This is a genomic window from Streptomyces pseudovenezuelae, from assembly GCF_029892565.1.
GTDB lineage: Bacteria > Actinomycetota > Actinomycetes > Streptomycetales > Streptomycetaceae > Streptomyces > Streptomyces pseudovenezuelae_A.
This window is the reverse complement of sequence record NZ_JARXVH010000011.1, coordinates 234,225-247,969: the sequence shown is the minus strand read 5'-3', so window position 1 is coordinate 247,969 and position 13,745 is coordinate 234,225. Positions and strand designations below refer to the sequence as shown.

The 13,745-nt window shown below is 70.5% G+C and carries 13 protein-coding genes; 3 read left to right on the top strand and 10 right to left on the bottom strand.

All coding sequences use genetic code 11. From position 1 onward, the window contains the following. Window positions 1–95: 95 nt before the first annotated feature. Complete coding sequence (locus tag M2283_RS32125; protein ID WP_280879959.1) at window positions 96–1,154, top strand: glycoside hydrolase family 5 protein; 1,059 nt, start codon at window positions 96–98, stop codon at window positions 1,152–1,154. A 61-nt stretch (window positions 1,155–1,215) separates the two neighbouring features. On the opposite strand, the gene M2283_RS32120 is transcribed toward M2283_RS32125, so the two are convergent. Further along, window positions 1,216–1,884 (bottom strand): response regulator transcription factor, encoded by a 669-nt coding sequence (locus M2283_RS32120; protein ID WP_280879958.1) that lies wholly within the window; start codon window positions 1,882–1,884, stop codon window positions 1,216–1,218. Window positions 1,885–2,059: 175 nt separating this feature from the next. Here M2283_RS32120 and M2283_RS32115 point away from each other — a divergent pair, with 175 nt between their 5' ends. Next, a complete protein-coding gene (locus tag M2283_RS32115; protein WP_280879957.1) occupies window positions 2,060–2,560 on the top strand; it encodes a hypothetical protein in 501 nt (166 codons plus the stop codon). Between the two features lie 18 nt (window positions 2,561–2,578). On the opposite strand, the gene M2283_RS32110 is transcribed toward M2283_RS32115, so the two are convergent. The 7 genes from M2283_RS32110 to M2283_RS32080 all read right to left on the bottom strand — a co-directional run bounded on the left by M2283_RS32110 (window position 2,579) and on the right by M2283_RS32080 (window position 10,562). Continuing rightward, entirely contained in the window at window positions 2,579–3,751 is a 1,173-nt protein-coding gene (locus M2283_RS32110) for an acyl-CoA dehydrogenase family protein (RefSeq protein ID WP_280879956.1), read from the bottom strand. Between the two features lie 106 nt (window positions 3,752–3,857). Then, a complete protein-coding gene (locus M2283_RS32105) occupies window positions 3,858–4,892 on the bottom strand; it encodes an ABC transporter ATP-binding protein (protein ID WP_280879955.1) in 1,035 nt (344 codons plus the stop codon). Further along, on the bottom strand, window positions 4,889–5,932 hold the full coding sequence (locus tag M2283_RS32100; protein ID WP_280879954.1) for an ABC transporter ATP-binding protein: 1,044 nt from the start codon (window positions 5,930–5,932) through the stop codon (window positions 4,889–4,891). The genes M2283_RS32105 and M2283_RS32100 overlap by 4 nt, the downstream gene beginning before the upstream one ends. Further along, on the bottom strand, window positions 5,925–6,902 hold the full coding sequence (locus M2283_RS32095; RefSeq protein WP_280879953.1) for an ABC transporter permease: 978 nt from the start codon (window positions 6,900–6,902) through the stop codon (window positions 5,925–5,927). The genes M2283_RS32100 and M2283_RS32095 overlap by 8 nt, the downstream gene beginning before the upstream one ends. Further along, window positions 6,899–7,921, bottom strand: coding sequence for an ABC transporter permease (locus M2283_RS32090; protein WP_280879952.1), 1,023 nt, complete (start codon window positions 7,919–7,921; stop codon window positions 6,899–6,901). The genes M2283_RS32095 and M2283_RS32090 overlap by 4 nt, the downstream gene beginning before the upstream one ends. Next, entirely contained in the window at window positions 7,918–9,642 is a 1,725-nt protein-coding gene (locus M2283_RS32085) for an ABC transporter substrate-binding protein (protein WP_280879951.1), read from the bottom strand. The genes M2283_RS32090 and M2283_RS32085 overlap by 4 nt, the downstream gene beginning before the upstream one ends. Window positions 9,643–9,665: 23 nt before the next feature. Then, a complete protein-coding gene (locus tag M2283_RS32080) occupies window positions 9,666–10,562 on the bottom strand; it encodes a proline iminopeptidase-family hydrolase (RefSeq protein WP_280879950.1) in 897 nt (298 codons plus the stop codon). A 315-nt stretch (window positions 10,563–10,877) separates the two neighbouring features. Between M2283_RS32080 and M2283_RS32075 the strand changes: the two genes are divergently transcribed. Beyond that, the gene (locus tag M2283_RS32075) at window positions 10,878–11,594 is read left to right on the top strand and encodes a FadR/GntR family transcriptional regulator (RefSeq protein ID WP_280879949.1); all 717 of its coding nucleotides are present in this window, start codon (window positions 10,878–10,880) and stop codon (window positions 11,592–11,594) included. A 16-nt stretch (window positions 11,595–11,610) separates the two neighbouring features. On the opposite strand, the gene M2283_RS32070 is transcribed toward M2283_RS32075, so the two are convergent. Then, entirely contained in the window at window positions 11,611–12,504 is an 894-nt protein-coding gene (locus M2283_RS32070; protein WP_280879948.1) for a hypothetical protein, read from the bottom strand. A 23-nt stretch (window positions 12,505–12,527) separates the two neighbouring features. Beyond that, window positions 12,528–13,721, bottom strand: a complete 1,194-nt coding sequence (locus M2283_RS32065; protein WP_280879947.1) for a CdaR family transcriptional regulator — start codon at window positions 13,719–13,721, stop codon at window positions 12,528–12,530. Window positions 13,722–13,745 lie beyond the last annotated feature (24 nt).

Below are 13,745 nucleotides of genomic sequence, written 5' to 3'. Positions count from 1 at the left end.
GCGATCCCGAGTCCGCCATCCGTCCCCCCACTCCCGCCGTCTCTTGCCGCACAACATGTTTACGTAAACATCCGGTCCTCCTGAAAGGCACGTCGATGCGCAAGACCCCTGCCGCGAGCCGCCTCACCCCTCGGCTGCGCGCCGCCTTCGTGGCGCTGGCGATCACCGCGATCAGTGGGGCCACCCTCACGGGCACCCCCGCCTCCGCCACCGCGCCGAGCACCGGTACCACCCAGTTCAAGGGCGTCAACTGGGCTGATCCGCGCGACAACTTCGCCGACGACCTCCTCCAGCTGTCCGGCCTGTCGACCACCGACGGCTACGCGAAGACGTACGCCAAGACGAGCCGGATCATCGCGGCCTTCCGTACGAACCTCGGCGCCAACACCGTGCGGCTGCCGATCAACCCGTACACCGTCAACGGCGCCTACTGGAAGTCGTATCGCGGGGTCGTCGACGCGGCCTCGGCCCAGGGCTTCAAGGTGATCGTGTCCTACTGGGAGGGCACGGGCGCCCAGAAGGACGGTTACATCGACGACGAGACCACCTACTGGCCCATGTGGAACACCGTGGTCAAGGCCTACAAGCACAACCCGCTGGTCTACTTCGAGCCGATGAACGAGCCGCACGGCTACACCGACACCGAATGGGCCGACATCGCCGCCAAGTGGCTGGCGACCTACCCCTCGGTGCCCCGCAACCGCGTCTTCGTCAGCGGCGCCGGCTACAACGACCACGTCACCTCGGTCTGCGCCGACCCGCGCCTGAAGGGGACGTATCTGTCGCTGCACCACTACGGCTTCTGGAAGAGCTACGCCACCTACGACGAGTGGGTGGCCGACCTCAAGGAGCGCATCGGTGACTGCGCGGGGCGTACCGTAGCCGACGAGTTCGGGGCGCCGATGACCACGGGCCTCGACTACAACAAGGCGACTCCGGACGACAACTTCGTCAACTTCATCCAGGCCGTCACGGACACCTTCCGTGAGCTGAAGATGGGTTCGGTCTACTGGCCGGGTCTGCGCACCGACGACACCTACTCCATCCAGACCCTGACCGGCCCGGTCGCCCGCCCGTGGCTGGCCACCACCAACCAGTCGGGTGCCGACCGCCTCGCCTGGGCCTGGGGTCGGGGAAAGCCGGTCAAGCCCTGACACCTCGGTTCACACGGCCGGCCGTGGCGCGCACGTCCGCGGTCGGCCGTCCGGTGTTGCGTCAGGCCGCCGGGCGGACCAGCCCCGACTCGTAGGCGAAGACCACCGCCTGCACGCGGGCCCGGGCGCCGATCTTGGCGAGGATGTGGCTGACGTGGGACTTGACGGTGGTCGGGGCGATGGAGAGGCGTTCGGCGATCTCGGCGTTGGACCAGCCGGAGGCGACGCCCGAGAGGATGACGCGCTCGCGCCCGGTGAGCGTGTCGAGGCCCACCTCGCGGATGGTGCGGGCGGGTTGCCCCTCACGGACGGCGTCGATGAGGGCGCGGGTCAGATCGGGTGTGATCACGGCATCTCCGGCGGCCACCACACGGACGGCCGCGATCAGCTCCTCGACCGTGGCGTCGGGCCGCAGGAATCCGCCGGCACCGGCGCGCAGGGCGGCGTAGGGGTAGGCCTCGCCGTCGGCGGGCGTCAGGACCAGCACGCGCGGTTGGCGCTCGCCGACCCGGCCGGACCGGGTGATACGGCGGATGGCGTCGACGCCGATCGTATGGGAGAAGCGGTCGTCCACCAGGACCACGTCGGGATGGAGCGCGGCACTCTCGCGGACCGCCTCTTCCGCGCTCGTCGCCTCGCCGACGACGGTCAGATCGGGCTCGGCGGCCAGCAGCATGCGCAGGCCGAGTCGCTGCAGTGAGGGTGCGTTGACGATGAGAACGGAGGTCATGGCGTGGCCCTTCGTGAACGAAACGGTATCGTTCCCTTAGGGCTTCAGCGTATCCCCGCAACTATCGAAACGCTAGCGTTTTTCTCCTGTGGTTTTGATCACCGTGCGCCATGGCTGAACGTCCACCGGGACACACCCGTACCTCCTGTCGAACCAACACGGAGCAGGAGGCGCTTTGTTCCAGCATCGAGCGCGAGTAGACGTCGACCGCGTCCCGTCCACGGCCCGCCTGCCACGGGCGGCCGCCCTCGTCGGCGGCCTGGCCCTGCTGCCCCTGGCCGTGGCGTGCAGCGGCGGCGAGGACGACCGCGCCGAGAGCGGGACCGCCAAGGTCTCGGTGACCGCCGCCCCCGAGGCCGGGGTCGTGGCGCCGGCCAAGGTCGAGGTGATCGCGGGGCTGATCGGCTGCAAGCCCAAGATCCGCGTCGACGCGGACGAACTGCGGCAGGGCGTGTGCCACACCAAGAAGGCCGACCAGGTCATCACCACGTTCCCCGAGGAGAAGTACAAGCTCGCCTGGCTCGACGCGGCCAGCGGGTACGGCGGTCAGCACCTCGTCGGCTCGCGATGGGTGGTCAGCGCGCAGCCGGCCAAGCTGAAGGAGTTCCGCACCAAACTGGGCGGAGAGATCCAGCAGTTGCGCGGCATCGGCCCGGCCGCCCCGAGCGCCTCCTGACGCCGACGGCTGCGTGACTCAGAGGAACGGCGTGCCCGGGTCGAGCCCCGACAGGACACGACCGTAGAGCTCCAGGTTGGTGGCCGGATTGACGAAGGAGTGCAGGTTCAGGGCGTACACATCGCGCACGGCCCGCTGCACCGGCACCTCCCGGTGCAGCGAGGACGCCCCGGAGGCCGACGCGATCAGATCGACGGCCTCCTTGCACAGCCGCGCCACATAGCCGCTCTGCGCCCGGATCTTCGCGCGCTCCGCCACGGTGAAGGGCTCCCCGGCCTCGATCCGCGCCACCAACTCGCTCGTCAGCAGTTCGGCGCAGGAGATCTTCATCGCCGCCTCGGCCGCCTGCAGATGCGTGACGGCCGCCTCGTACTGCCGCTCGTGGAAGGTGTACGTGATGCCCCGCCGGTGGATCCGCTCGGCGAAGTCCGTCAGCGCCGCCCGCGCCAGGCCGAGCGAGTTGGGCGCCGTCCACGCGGCGAACAGCAGCAGCACCGGCATCCGGTAGAACGGGTCGTCCGCGTTGGCCTTGGACGGGAACTCGCCGCCCAGTAGGGGGCCGACGCGCAGGATCCGGTGCGGGGGCACGAAGACGTCACGGGCGACGACACTGTTGCTGCCACTGCCGGCCAGCCCGGTCACGTACCAGTCGTCGAGGATCTCCAGTTCGGACATGGGTACGGCGGTCCACAGCACCTCGGGCGGTCCCTCGCCGGACTCGACGCGGGCGGTCAGGAGATGCCAGTCGGCGTCCCGGCAGCCGGTCGCGAAGGCCGAGGTGCCGTTCACGACATGACCGCCGTCCGTCGCGACCGCCGTGGCGTCCGGGATGAGGGTGCCGCCCACCCGTATGTCGGGGCTGGTGAAGATCTCGTCCTGGGCCTCGTCCGGGAAGAGCGCGGCGATGAAGGAGCAGCCGGCCTGGATCAGCGCCATGAACGCCGTCGAACCGCACGCGCCGGCGATCTCGGCGATCACGTCGACCTGAGTGCGTAGCCGGGACTGGTAACCGCCGTACCGCCGGGGGACGTTCATCCGGTAGACCCCGGCCTCCGTGAGCGCCGTGACGACCTCGCCGGTCACCCTCCGGTTCTGCTCGGTGCGCGGCGCCTGTTCGGCCATGAGCGGCCGCAAGGCCCGTACGCGGTCGACGAGTTCCGTATCGGAGTGCGGTGCCGGCGAAAGTGCCATGGACGACCTCCGGGCATGACGGGGCAGCGGGGAACCAACACCGTGGCCCGCATCGGCTATGAGGTCAATGCCTGGGTGAGCAAGGGGAGTTGAGAGGTGTCCGCTGTCAGTCGACGAGGGGGAAGTGGCAGGCGGTGTGGCGGCCCGAGGCGGTGACGGTGAGCCGGGGGCGTTCCTCGGCGCAGCGTTCACGGGCGTAGGGGCAGCGGGTGCGGAAGGGGCAACCCGACGGCTTGTCCACGGGGTTGGGCACCTCGCCGGTCAGCACGATGCGTTCCCGATGCGAGGCGGAGTCGGGTGTGCCGTCGTCGATGTCCGGGACCGCCGACAGCAGGGCCTGGGTGTAGGGGTGGGCGGGGGACTCGTACAGGGCCTCCGTCTCGGCGAGTTCGACGATCTCGCCCAGGTACATGACGGCGATCCGGTCCGAGACGTGCCGGACCACGCCGAGGTCGTGGGCGATGAAGACGTAGGTGAGCGCGAACTCCTCCTGGAGATCGGCGAAGAGGTTGAGCACCTGCGCTTGGATGGACACGTCCAGGGCGGACACCGGTTCGTCGGCGACGATCAGCTTGGGGGAGGTGGCGAGCGCCCGGGCGATGCCGATGCGCTGGCGCTGGCCGCCGGAGAACTCGTGCGGGTAGCGGTCCAGATGCGCCGCCGCCAGTCCTACGACGTCGAAGAGCTCGGCGACCCGTCGGCGCACCGCGCCCGCGTCGCCGTAGCGGTGCACCAGCAGGGGTTCGGCCACGATGTCACCGGCGCGGCGGCGGGGGTTGAGCGAGGCCTGCGGGTCCTGGAAGACCAGCTGCATGCCCGGGCGGACCGGCCGCAGCCGGCGGGCGGAGAGCGTGGTGATGTCCTGCCCGTCGAACTCGACCCGCCCGCCGGTGAGTTCGGTCAGCCGGACCAGGCACCGCCCCAGGGTGGACTTGCCGCAGCCCGACTCGCCGACGATGCCGAGGGTCTCCCCGCCGCGCACCTCCAGCGACACCCCGTCCACGGCGCGCAGCACCTTGCGGGAGCGGCCGAGGGCGTCGCGGCGCAGCGGGTAGTGCTTGGTGACGTCGGTGGCGCGCAGCAGCACATCGCCGAGCGGCGCGGCGCCGCGGGCCGGGGTCGTCATGTCCTGCGCCGTCATGACGCCACCTCCTGGGCCGTACCCGTGCCGCTCGCTTCCGTCCGTGCCGTCACACGCAGGGCCGCCCGATCGTCGGGCGGGAGCCAACAGGCGTCCCGGTGCTCGAAATCGGCGCTGCCCGCGACCAGCGCCGGCAGTTCCTCGCACCGCTCGTGCCGCAGCCGGCAGCGCGGCGCGAAAGCGCACCCCGCCGGCAGGCTGCCCGGCGACACGGGCATGCCCGCGATCGTCGGCAGGCGGCGCAGTCGGGCACCGCCCACCCGGGGCACCGAGTCGAGCAGGCCCCACGTGTACGGGTGCCGTGGGCCGTGGAAGACCGCCCGGCGCGGACCCTCCTCGGCGACCCGGCCGCCGTACATGACCAGGACCCGGTCGGTGATCTCCGAGACCACGCCCATGTCGTGCGTGATCAGCACCACGGCCGAGCCGCGCGCGTTCAACTCCCGCATCAGATCCAAGATCTGGGCCTGCACGGTCACGTCGAGAGCGGTGGTCGGTTCGTCGGCGATCAGCAGGGCCGGGTCGCAGGACAGGGCCATCGCGATGACCGCGCGCTGGCGCATGCCGCCGGAGAACTCGTGCGGATAGGCGTCGGCGCGGGAGGCCGCGTCCGGGATGCCGACGTCCGAGAGCAGCCGTACCGCACGGGCCCGGGCCTCCTTGCGGGACACCTGCTCGTGCGCGCGGATCTGCTCGGCGATCTGCCAGCCGACGGTGTAGACGGGGGTGAGCGCGGTCATCGGGTCCTGGAAGACCATGGCGATCTCCCGGCCCCGTATCGCCCGCATCTCCCGGTCGGGGAGCGTCAGCAAGTCGCGTCCCCGGAAGTGGACTTGGCCCGACACCGTCACGTTCGGGTTGGTCAGCAGGCGCAGCACGGCCAGCATCGACACGCTCTTGCCCGAGCCCGACTCGCCCACCACGCCCAGGACTTCGCCGGGGGCCACCGCGAAGGAGACGCCGTCGACGACCGTGACCGGTCCGGTGCGGGTGCGGAACGACACGCGCAGGTCCCGTACGTCCAGCAGAGGTTCAGGCATGGCGGGCCCTCGGATCGAGTCGCGCGTACAGGATGTCGACGAGTGCGTTGGCGAGGACCACGAAGAACGCCGCATACAGGACCGTCCCCATGATCACGGGCAGGTCAAGGTTCTGCAGGGCGTCGTAGGTGAGCTTGCCGATGCCCGGCAGGCCGAAGACGACCTCGGTGAGCAGCGCGGCGCCGCCCACCAACGCGCCGAAGTCCAGGCCGAACAGCGACACGACGGGGATCAACGAGCAGCGCAGGGCGTGCCGGAGGAGGATCCGGCGCTCGGAGAGGCCCTTGGCGCGGGCGGTGCGGACGTAGTCCTCGCTGAGCGCGCTGATCACCTCGCCGCGCAGCAGCCGGGCGTAGATCCCGGCGTACAGCAGGGCCAGGGTCAGCCAGGGGAAGAGCAGGTGCAGCGCCCACTGGCCGGGGTCCTTGGCCAGGCCGACGTAGCCGGGCGGCGGCACCCAGGAGAACACCGAGTCGTGCAGCTGCTTCTGCGTGATGAGGTTGACGACCTCGCCCAGCCAGTAGGCCGGCAGCGAGACACCGACGACGCCGACCAGCATGATCAGCGGGTCTGCCGCCTTGCCGCGCAGGGTCGCGGCGGCCGTGCCCATGAGGAGGCCGGCCGTCATCCAGATCAGCGCGGCGCCGATGACGAGGGACAGGGTGACGGGCGTCGCCTGCACGATCTGCGGGATGACACGGGAGCCGCGGTTGACGAACGACTCCAGATCGCGGTCGATCAACAGGTGCCGCATCATCAGCAGATAGCGGACGGGCAGCGGGCGGTCCAGGCCGAAGGAGTGCCGGACCTGGGCCAGTGTCGCGGGGTCGGCGTTGCGGCCGGCGATGCGCGCCGCCGGGTCGACTCCCGGGGTGGCGAAGAAGATCAGGAAGACCAGCACACTGATCGCGAACATCACGAGCAGGGCCGAGCCGAAGCGCTTGACGGCGAACTGGAGCACGAGCCTCACACCCCTCCGCGCAGCCGGGCGCCCGGGTCGAGGGCGTCGCGGACGCCGTCGCCCAGGACGTTGAGCGCGGCCGTGGTCAGCGCGATCAGCAGGCCGGGGGCGATGGTCACGGTGGGCCGCGTGTAGAGCAGGCCCAGGCCGTCCTCGATGATCGTGCCCCAACTGGCGTCGGGCGGCTGGACGCCGACGGACAGGAAGGAAAGGGCCGACTCGGTGAGCATGGCCAGGGCCGTCATCAGCGGCACGAAGACGAGCGCCGTCGGGAGCACGTTCGGCAGCACCTCGCGGCGCAGGATGCGCGGGACGGGCGCGCCGGAGCCGATCGCCGCCTGGATGAACTCCTTGTTGCGCAGCACCAGCACCTGACCGCGCAACGGCCGCGCGATGTACGGCACATAGATCGCCGCGATGATCGCGACCGGCAGCCACAGGCTCCCCGCGTCCACGGTCAACGGGCCCAGCCGCAGCCCGTTGGTGAGGAGCACGACCGACAGGCAGATCGCCAGCAGATAGACCGGGAAGGCCCAGATGACGTCCAGCACACGGGAGATGACCGCGTCCACCGCGCCGCCCGCGTACCCGGCGACCACCCCGACCACCGTCCCCAGCGCGCAGCTGATCAGGGCGGCCGTGAAGCCGATGAAGAGACTGGTACGGCCGCCGTACAGCAGGCGTGCCATGACGTCCCGGCCCTGGTTGTCGGCGCCGAGGAAGTAGTGGGCGGGGTCCCAGGTCGGGCCGATGGGTGTGACGCCGAGGCCGAGGCCGGTGCTGCTCGGGGTGAGCACCGGCACGGTCTTGCCGTCCACGACCGTGGTGCCGGAGACATGGGACTGGAACGGGTCGGTGTGGGCGATGTGGGCCGCGTACAGCGGAGCGCACAGACTCGCCACCACGACGACCAGGAGGACGACGGCCGCGGCGAGCGCCGCCCTGTTGCGCAGCAGATCACCGGCGGCCGTCCGCCAGGGGCCCGGCGAGCGCCGGGCCTCCCGCGACCGGGGCAGGGTGTCGGTCACTTGACCCACAGCTGTCCGACCAGCATGTAGAACTGCTTGCTGAACTGGTAGTTGCCGACCCGCTTCGACGTGAAGTCGATCAGCTTCGGGTTGATCAGCGGGACCACCGGGGACTCGGCCATGACGTCCTGATCGATGGCGCTCCACTGCTTGTTCGCGCTCGCCTCGTCGGTCTGCGCGCTCTTCAGCGCGGTCTGCATCTTCGTGTCGATGCCCTTGTCGCAGAACCCGGAGATGTTGATGCTGGAGTCGCTGCCGGGGTGGTAAGAGGCGCAGGACAGCAGCACGTTGAGGAAGTCCGAGGCCGCCGGATAGTCCTGGTACCAGGAGGTCAGCGCCAACTGCACCTTGTTCTTGGTGTTCTGGATGTACGTGAACTGGATGTTCGCCGACAGCGGCTTGAGCGTCGCCTTGTAGCCGAGCTGGGTCAGCAGGCTCTGCAGGTACTGCCCGATCGACTTGTTGACGTCGTCGTCCTGGACGACGATCCCGACCTCCTGCCCCGCCGTACCGGACTTCTTCACCAGCTCCTTGGCCTTGGCGAGGTCCGCGGCCGACCAGGTCTTGCCGCCGCCCTTGGTGTAGTCGCAGGAGTCGACGTGCCCCGGGAAGCCCGGCGGCAGGATCGTGCACGCGGGCGAGGCGAGGTTGGTGCCGCCGTACAGCCGCACCACGGCGGCCCGGTCGACGGCGTAGTTGATCGCCTGACGCGCCAACTTGTTGTTGAACGGTGCCATGTTGACGTTCAGCGTCGCGTACCAGAACGCGGTCAGCGGGTTCACGTGCGCCTGCGAGGCGTACTTGGTGCCGATCTCGTTGAGGCGGTCGGCGGGCGGCGGGTCGAACATCCAGTCCGCCTGGCCGTTCTGGACGGCTGTGACCTCGGACTCGACGGTCTGTCCGAAGGTGTAGTCGATCTCGTCCGGGTAGCCCTCCGGCTCCGCCTGACGCGACCACTCCTTGAAGTGCGGGTTGCGCACCAGCTTCAGCGCGCGGTTCGGGTCGTACGAGGCGGCCATGTACGCGCCGGTCGTCGGCAGCGGCTTGGTGCCGGCGTCCTTCGTCGGCGAGTCCTTCGGCAGGATGCTCGCGTGCGGGACGGCCAGCTTGTACGGGAACTCCGGGTCCGCTGCGGTGAGGTTGACGGTGACGGTGTCGGTCTTCGCGTCGCCGATCACGCCCTTGGGCAGGGTGCAGGAGGCCGGCTTCTTCAGACAGGCGTCGGCGCCGACGATGCCGTTGTAGAAGGTGCCCGCGGTGGGGCTGGAGACCTTGAAGATGCGCTCGAAGGACGCGACCACGTCGTCGGTGGTCAGTGCCTTGCCGTTGGAGAAGGTGATGCCCTTGCGGAGCGTGAAGGTGTACGTCCTGCCGGAGTTGGTCACCTTCGGCATGGCCGTCGCCAGGTCCGGGACGACGGTGAAGGACTCCTGCCCGCCGACCTTCTTGAACGAGAGCAGACCGTCGTACATCGACTGGTACAGCTGCCAGTACTGGAGCGTGTAGTTGACCTGCGGGTCGAGGCTGCCCGCGGCGGCGTGCGCGACCAGTTTCAGGGTGCCGCCCTTGTGCTGCGGCTGGAAGGCGGCGGAGCCGGTGCCGGAGGAGGACGTGGTCGGGCCGGCGGACGAGTCGTCGCCGGAGGACGAACAGGCGGCGACGGTCAGGGTGAGGGCGACGGTGGCGGCGGCGAGCGCGCCTCGTCTCGTGCTGCGGGACATCGCAATGAACTCCCGTCGGGAAGTCAGTCGTTGGAGTCGAGGAAGGCGCCCACGACGCGGAGGTACAGCTCCTCCTCCTCGACGTGCGGCATGTGGCTCGAGTGCTCGAACATGTGCCAGCGCACGTCGGGGATGCGGTCGGCGAAGGGGTGGAGGGTCTCCGGGGTCGCCTCGTCGTAGCGCCCGGACACCAGCAGGGTCGGCGCCTCGATCAGGTGCAGGCGGTCGATGACGGACCAGTCCTTGAGCGTGCCGACGACATGGAACTCGTTGGGCCCGTTCATCGTGTGGTAGACGGTCGGATCGGCGGAGATGTTCTCCCAAGTGGCCTGGACCTCGGGCGGGTTGGGACTCAGGCGGCACACGTGACGTTCGTTGAAGACCTGCTCGGCGGCGAGGTAGTCGGGGTGGTCGGTGGTCCCGGCCGCCTCGTGGGCGAGCAGGGTGTGCTGGACCTCGGGCGGCAGTTCGGCGCGCAGTTCGGCCGCCGCCGCGAGCCACAGCTCCATGGACGCGGGGGAGTTGGCGATGACCAGACCGCGCAGCCCGGGTGGACGGCGTACCGCGTGCTCGGCGGCGAGCATGCCGCCCCAGGACTGGCCGAGGACGTGGTAGGCGTCGGCGATGCCCAACGCCTTGAGCAGGGTGTCCAGTTCGTCGAGGAAGAGCTGGACGGTCCAGAAGTCGGCACCCTTGTCGGGCAGGTGGGTGGAGCGTCCGATGCCGAGCTGGTCGTAGTGCACCACCTGGCGGCCCTGCCCGGCGATGCCCGCGATGCTCAGCGTGTAGTCGTGACCGGCGCCGGGTCCGCCGTGCAGGACCACCAGGGGTGTCCTGTCCGGTTCGCCCGTGATCCGGTACCAGGTGGACCAGCCGTTGAAGTCGACGGTTCCGGTGTGGTTCGGTTCGGGGATCGCCACCGAGATGCCTCCCAGACCGGCCTGGACCGGCCGGGGTCTGACTGAAACGAGATGGATGTGACGGACGGGTGTGACGGATGGGTGAGATAGTCATTGGGTAAAAGGTCAGCGCACAAGACCTTTTAGCGCGGCCGGGACAAGAAGTAACGGCGTGTTTACGTGGCATCCGCCCGTTAACAGAAGCGGCGAACAAGGGGGAGTCAGCTGACATCCGCACCGCAGGCATCCGAACCTCAGCCGTCCGAACCGCAGGACGAGTACGCCCGGGTCCTCGACCGCGTCCTCCTCGGCGGCGCCACCTCGCCGCTGCGCCCGGTGCGCGTGACGTCGGCGGTCGACGAGGTCTCCGACCGGCTGCTCACCGCGATCGCCGTCGGCGACTTCCTGCCGGGCGAACGCCTGCCCGTGGAGCGGGAACTCACCGGCCTGCTGCACGTCAGCCGGCCCACCGTGCGCGAGGCCGTCGCCCGCCTCCAGGCACTCGGCGTCATCGAGATCCGCCGGGGCCGCAACGGCGGCGCGTACGTCCGCGACAGCTGGACCGCGTCCTCCGCCGCCGCGGTCCGCCGTACGCTGCTACCTCGCTGGGAGGAGTTCGAGCAGCTCTTCGACCTGCGCGGACTGGTCGAGGGCATGGTCGCCGCGACGGCCGCCCGGCGCCGCACGACCGAGGACCTGGCACCCATGCGCGAGGCCCTCGCCGCCCACCTGTCCGCGACCACGCCCCGCGAGGAACAGGCCGCCGACAGCGCGTTCCACCAGAGCATCTGCGCCGCCACCCACAACCCGCAGATCGCCTTGCTCAGCCGCGACCTGCTCACCCGGATCAGCCTCGGCTTCCCGATCGAGCCGTGGGGCAAGGGCGAGCGGACCCACTTCCACCGGGCCGGCGCGGACCACACGTCCCTGTACGAGGCCATCGCGGCGGGCGAGCCCGAGCGCGCGCAGGACATCGCCCGCGAGCACTTCATGATCAGCGCCGAGATGATCCGCGACGTACTGGCCCGGGTCCGGGCGGCGGAGCCGTCCTGACCCTGCTCGACAGGACCTACCCGAACGTCACCTCGGCCGTGGCGTGCCGCTCCTCCCGGTGGGTGGCCACGCGCAGCTCGGCACCCTCGCCGGCCGGGGTGCCGCAGGCCGCCAGGTGCTCGCCCCCGAACACCGGCTTGTGGAGCCGGTACGACAGCGCGCGCACCCGCCGGTCCGGCGCCCGGCGGCGGGGGAGTTCGAGCATGAGCAGGGCGAGCAGCGGGCCGTGGACGAGGAGGCCGGGGTAGCCCTCCTCGTCGCGGCAGTACGGGGCGTCGTAGTGGATGCGGTGCGCGTTCGCGGTGAGAGCGCTGAACCGGAAGAGCAGCGCCGGGTCCGGGTGTACGGGCAGTTGCCAGGGGGCGTCGGTGTCGGGGAGGGCCAACTCGTCGAGGACACCCGGGTGTTGGCCCGCGCTACGGCCCGACCGGTACACGCTGTCCTGCTCCTCGACCAGACAGACCCGCCCGCGCTGGCGGAACTCACGGCGCTCGGTGACGAACAGCAGCTCCCCGGTGCGGCCCTGCTTGGCGGTCAGCGCCCCCAGGCTGCTCACGCGCTCGGCCGGTTCGCCCAGGCGCAGCGGCTCGCGGATCTCGCAGCGACCGCCGGCCCACATGCGCTGCCGCTGCGGGATCGGCGGCAGGAAGTGGCCGTCGCGCGGGTGGCCGTCGGGGCCCAACTTGCCCTGCGTCGGCCAGTTCAGGAAGTACAGCCAGTGCCACAGCGGAGGCAGCGGGTCGCCGTTCTTTGCCACGGTGCCGGGCAGGTCCAGGACCGCCGACAGGGCGGCCACCGGACCGAGTGGCAGCGGGTCCTCGTCCGTGACGGGACCCGGGGTCCACGACTCCACGTACGAGCTGAGCGGGGCGGCACCGGACGTCTTCGCCGACTGCTCCTCGGGTTCCATGGTCCTCCAGTCCTCGCAGCCGCTCACCGGTCCCCCTCGCCCCCGCCCGCCAGTTGGTCCGCGAGGCACGCGAGGTACAGCGCCATCGTGGTGCGGTGCTCGCGCAGGGGGCGACCGGTGATCTGCTCGATCTTGTTCATCCGGTAGATCACCGTGTTGCGGTGGATGTGCAGGGCGGCAGAGGCCCGTACGAGATGGAAGCCGCTCTCGCACCAGGCGGTCACCGTGTCGCGCAGCGCCGGCCAGTCCGGCTGGGCGCGCAGCTCGGCCGTGGTGAGTTCTACCAGCCGGCTGCGGGCGGGCTGGCCCACGGCCGCCAGGAGCTGGTGCACCCGCAGATCGGTGATCAGGTGGACGGCGGAACCGCCTGCCAGCCGGGCACCGAGCCGCAGCGCGTCGCAGGCGTCCTGGTAGGAGTCGTGCAGTCCGCCGACCGAGGAGGCCGCCTCGCCGATGCCGGCGCGGGCGCTGAGCCCGTCCTGCGCGGCGATCACGTCGGTGACCCGTCGGCACGCGGCGAGCAGGGCGTCCGTCGGCTGCTGGGCGGGCAGCCGGCTCAGTACGCCGATCCAGCCGGGAGCCGTGGAGGCGACGACGTCCTGCGGGTCGGCGAAGACCTCGCGGACGGTGCGCAGCAGTTCCGAGCGGACCTGCGCCATGTCGTGCGTGGGCGCGCTGCGGCGCCCGGCGGCCGGGTCGGGCACGGTCACCTCGATGGCCACCGCGGCCCGCGGCAGCCGTAGGTCGAAGCCGAGTTCGGCGGCCCGGAACATCAGGAACTCGCCCTCCACGACCTGCGGATCGTAGGAGGCGATGTCGGTGAGCAGCTTCTCCGAGGCCCGCTCGGCGAGCAGCCGGGAGCGGAGCATCACCGACTCGCGCAGCAGGATCTCCGTCTGCCGTTTCACCAGCAGTCCGAAGCGGCGCACCTGGCCGGGCGTACCGGTGATCCCGACCGTGCCCACCGCCCGCCCGCCGGTGACCAGCGGCAGGGTGACGCCCGGCCGCACCCCGCGCAGCAGCCCGGCCTGCGAGGCGCTGTGGGTGGCGGGTTCCTGGGTGCGGACGACGTCCACGGACGCCTCGTGGAAGGTGCCGACGCGGCTGCTGTCGCCGCTGCCGATGACCATGCCCTCCGCATCCGTGATCAGCACGTTGAACCCGATGACGGCCGAGGTGTCCGCGGCGATCTCCTGGGCGAGCGACGGACTCAACAAGGGCGTCTCCTCCCGCCGGGAGTC

Excerpts from the sequence above, each read along its gene's own strand:
- M2283_RS32125 (WP_280879959.1), top strand. The coding sequence starts at position 96 with ATGCGCAAGACCCCTGCCGCGAGCCGCCTCACCCCTCGGCTGCGCGCC.
- M2283_RS32120 (WP_280879958.1), bottom strand. The coding sequence starts at position 1,884 with ATGACCTCCGTTCTCATCGTCAACGCACCCTCACTGCAGCGACTCGGC.
- M2283_RS32110 (WP_280879956.1), bottom strand. The coding sequence starts at position 3,751 with ATGGCACTTTCGCCGGCACCGCACTCCGATACGGAACTCGTCGACCGC.
- M2283_RS32105 (WP_280879955.1), bottom strand. The coding sequence starts at position 4,892 with ATGACGGCGCAGGACATGACGACCCCGGCCCGCGGCGCCGCGCCGCTC.
- M2283_RS32100 (WP_280879954.1), bottom strand. The coding sequence starts at position 5,932 with ATGCCTGAACCTCTGCTGGACGTACGGGACCTGCGCGTGTCGTTCCGC.
- M2283_RS32085 (WP_280879951.1), bottom strand. The coding sequence starts at position 9,642 with ATGTCCCGCAGCACGAGACGAGGCGCGCTCGCCGCCGCCACCGTCGCC.
- M2283_RS32070 (WP_280879948.1), bottom strand. The coding sequence starts at position 12,504 with ATGGAACCCGAGGAGCAGTCGGCGAAGACGTCCGGTGCCGCCCCGCTC.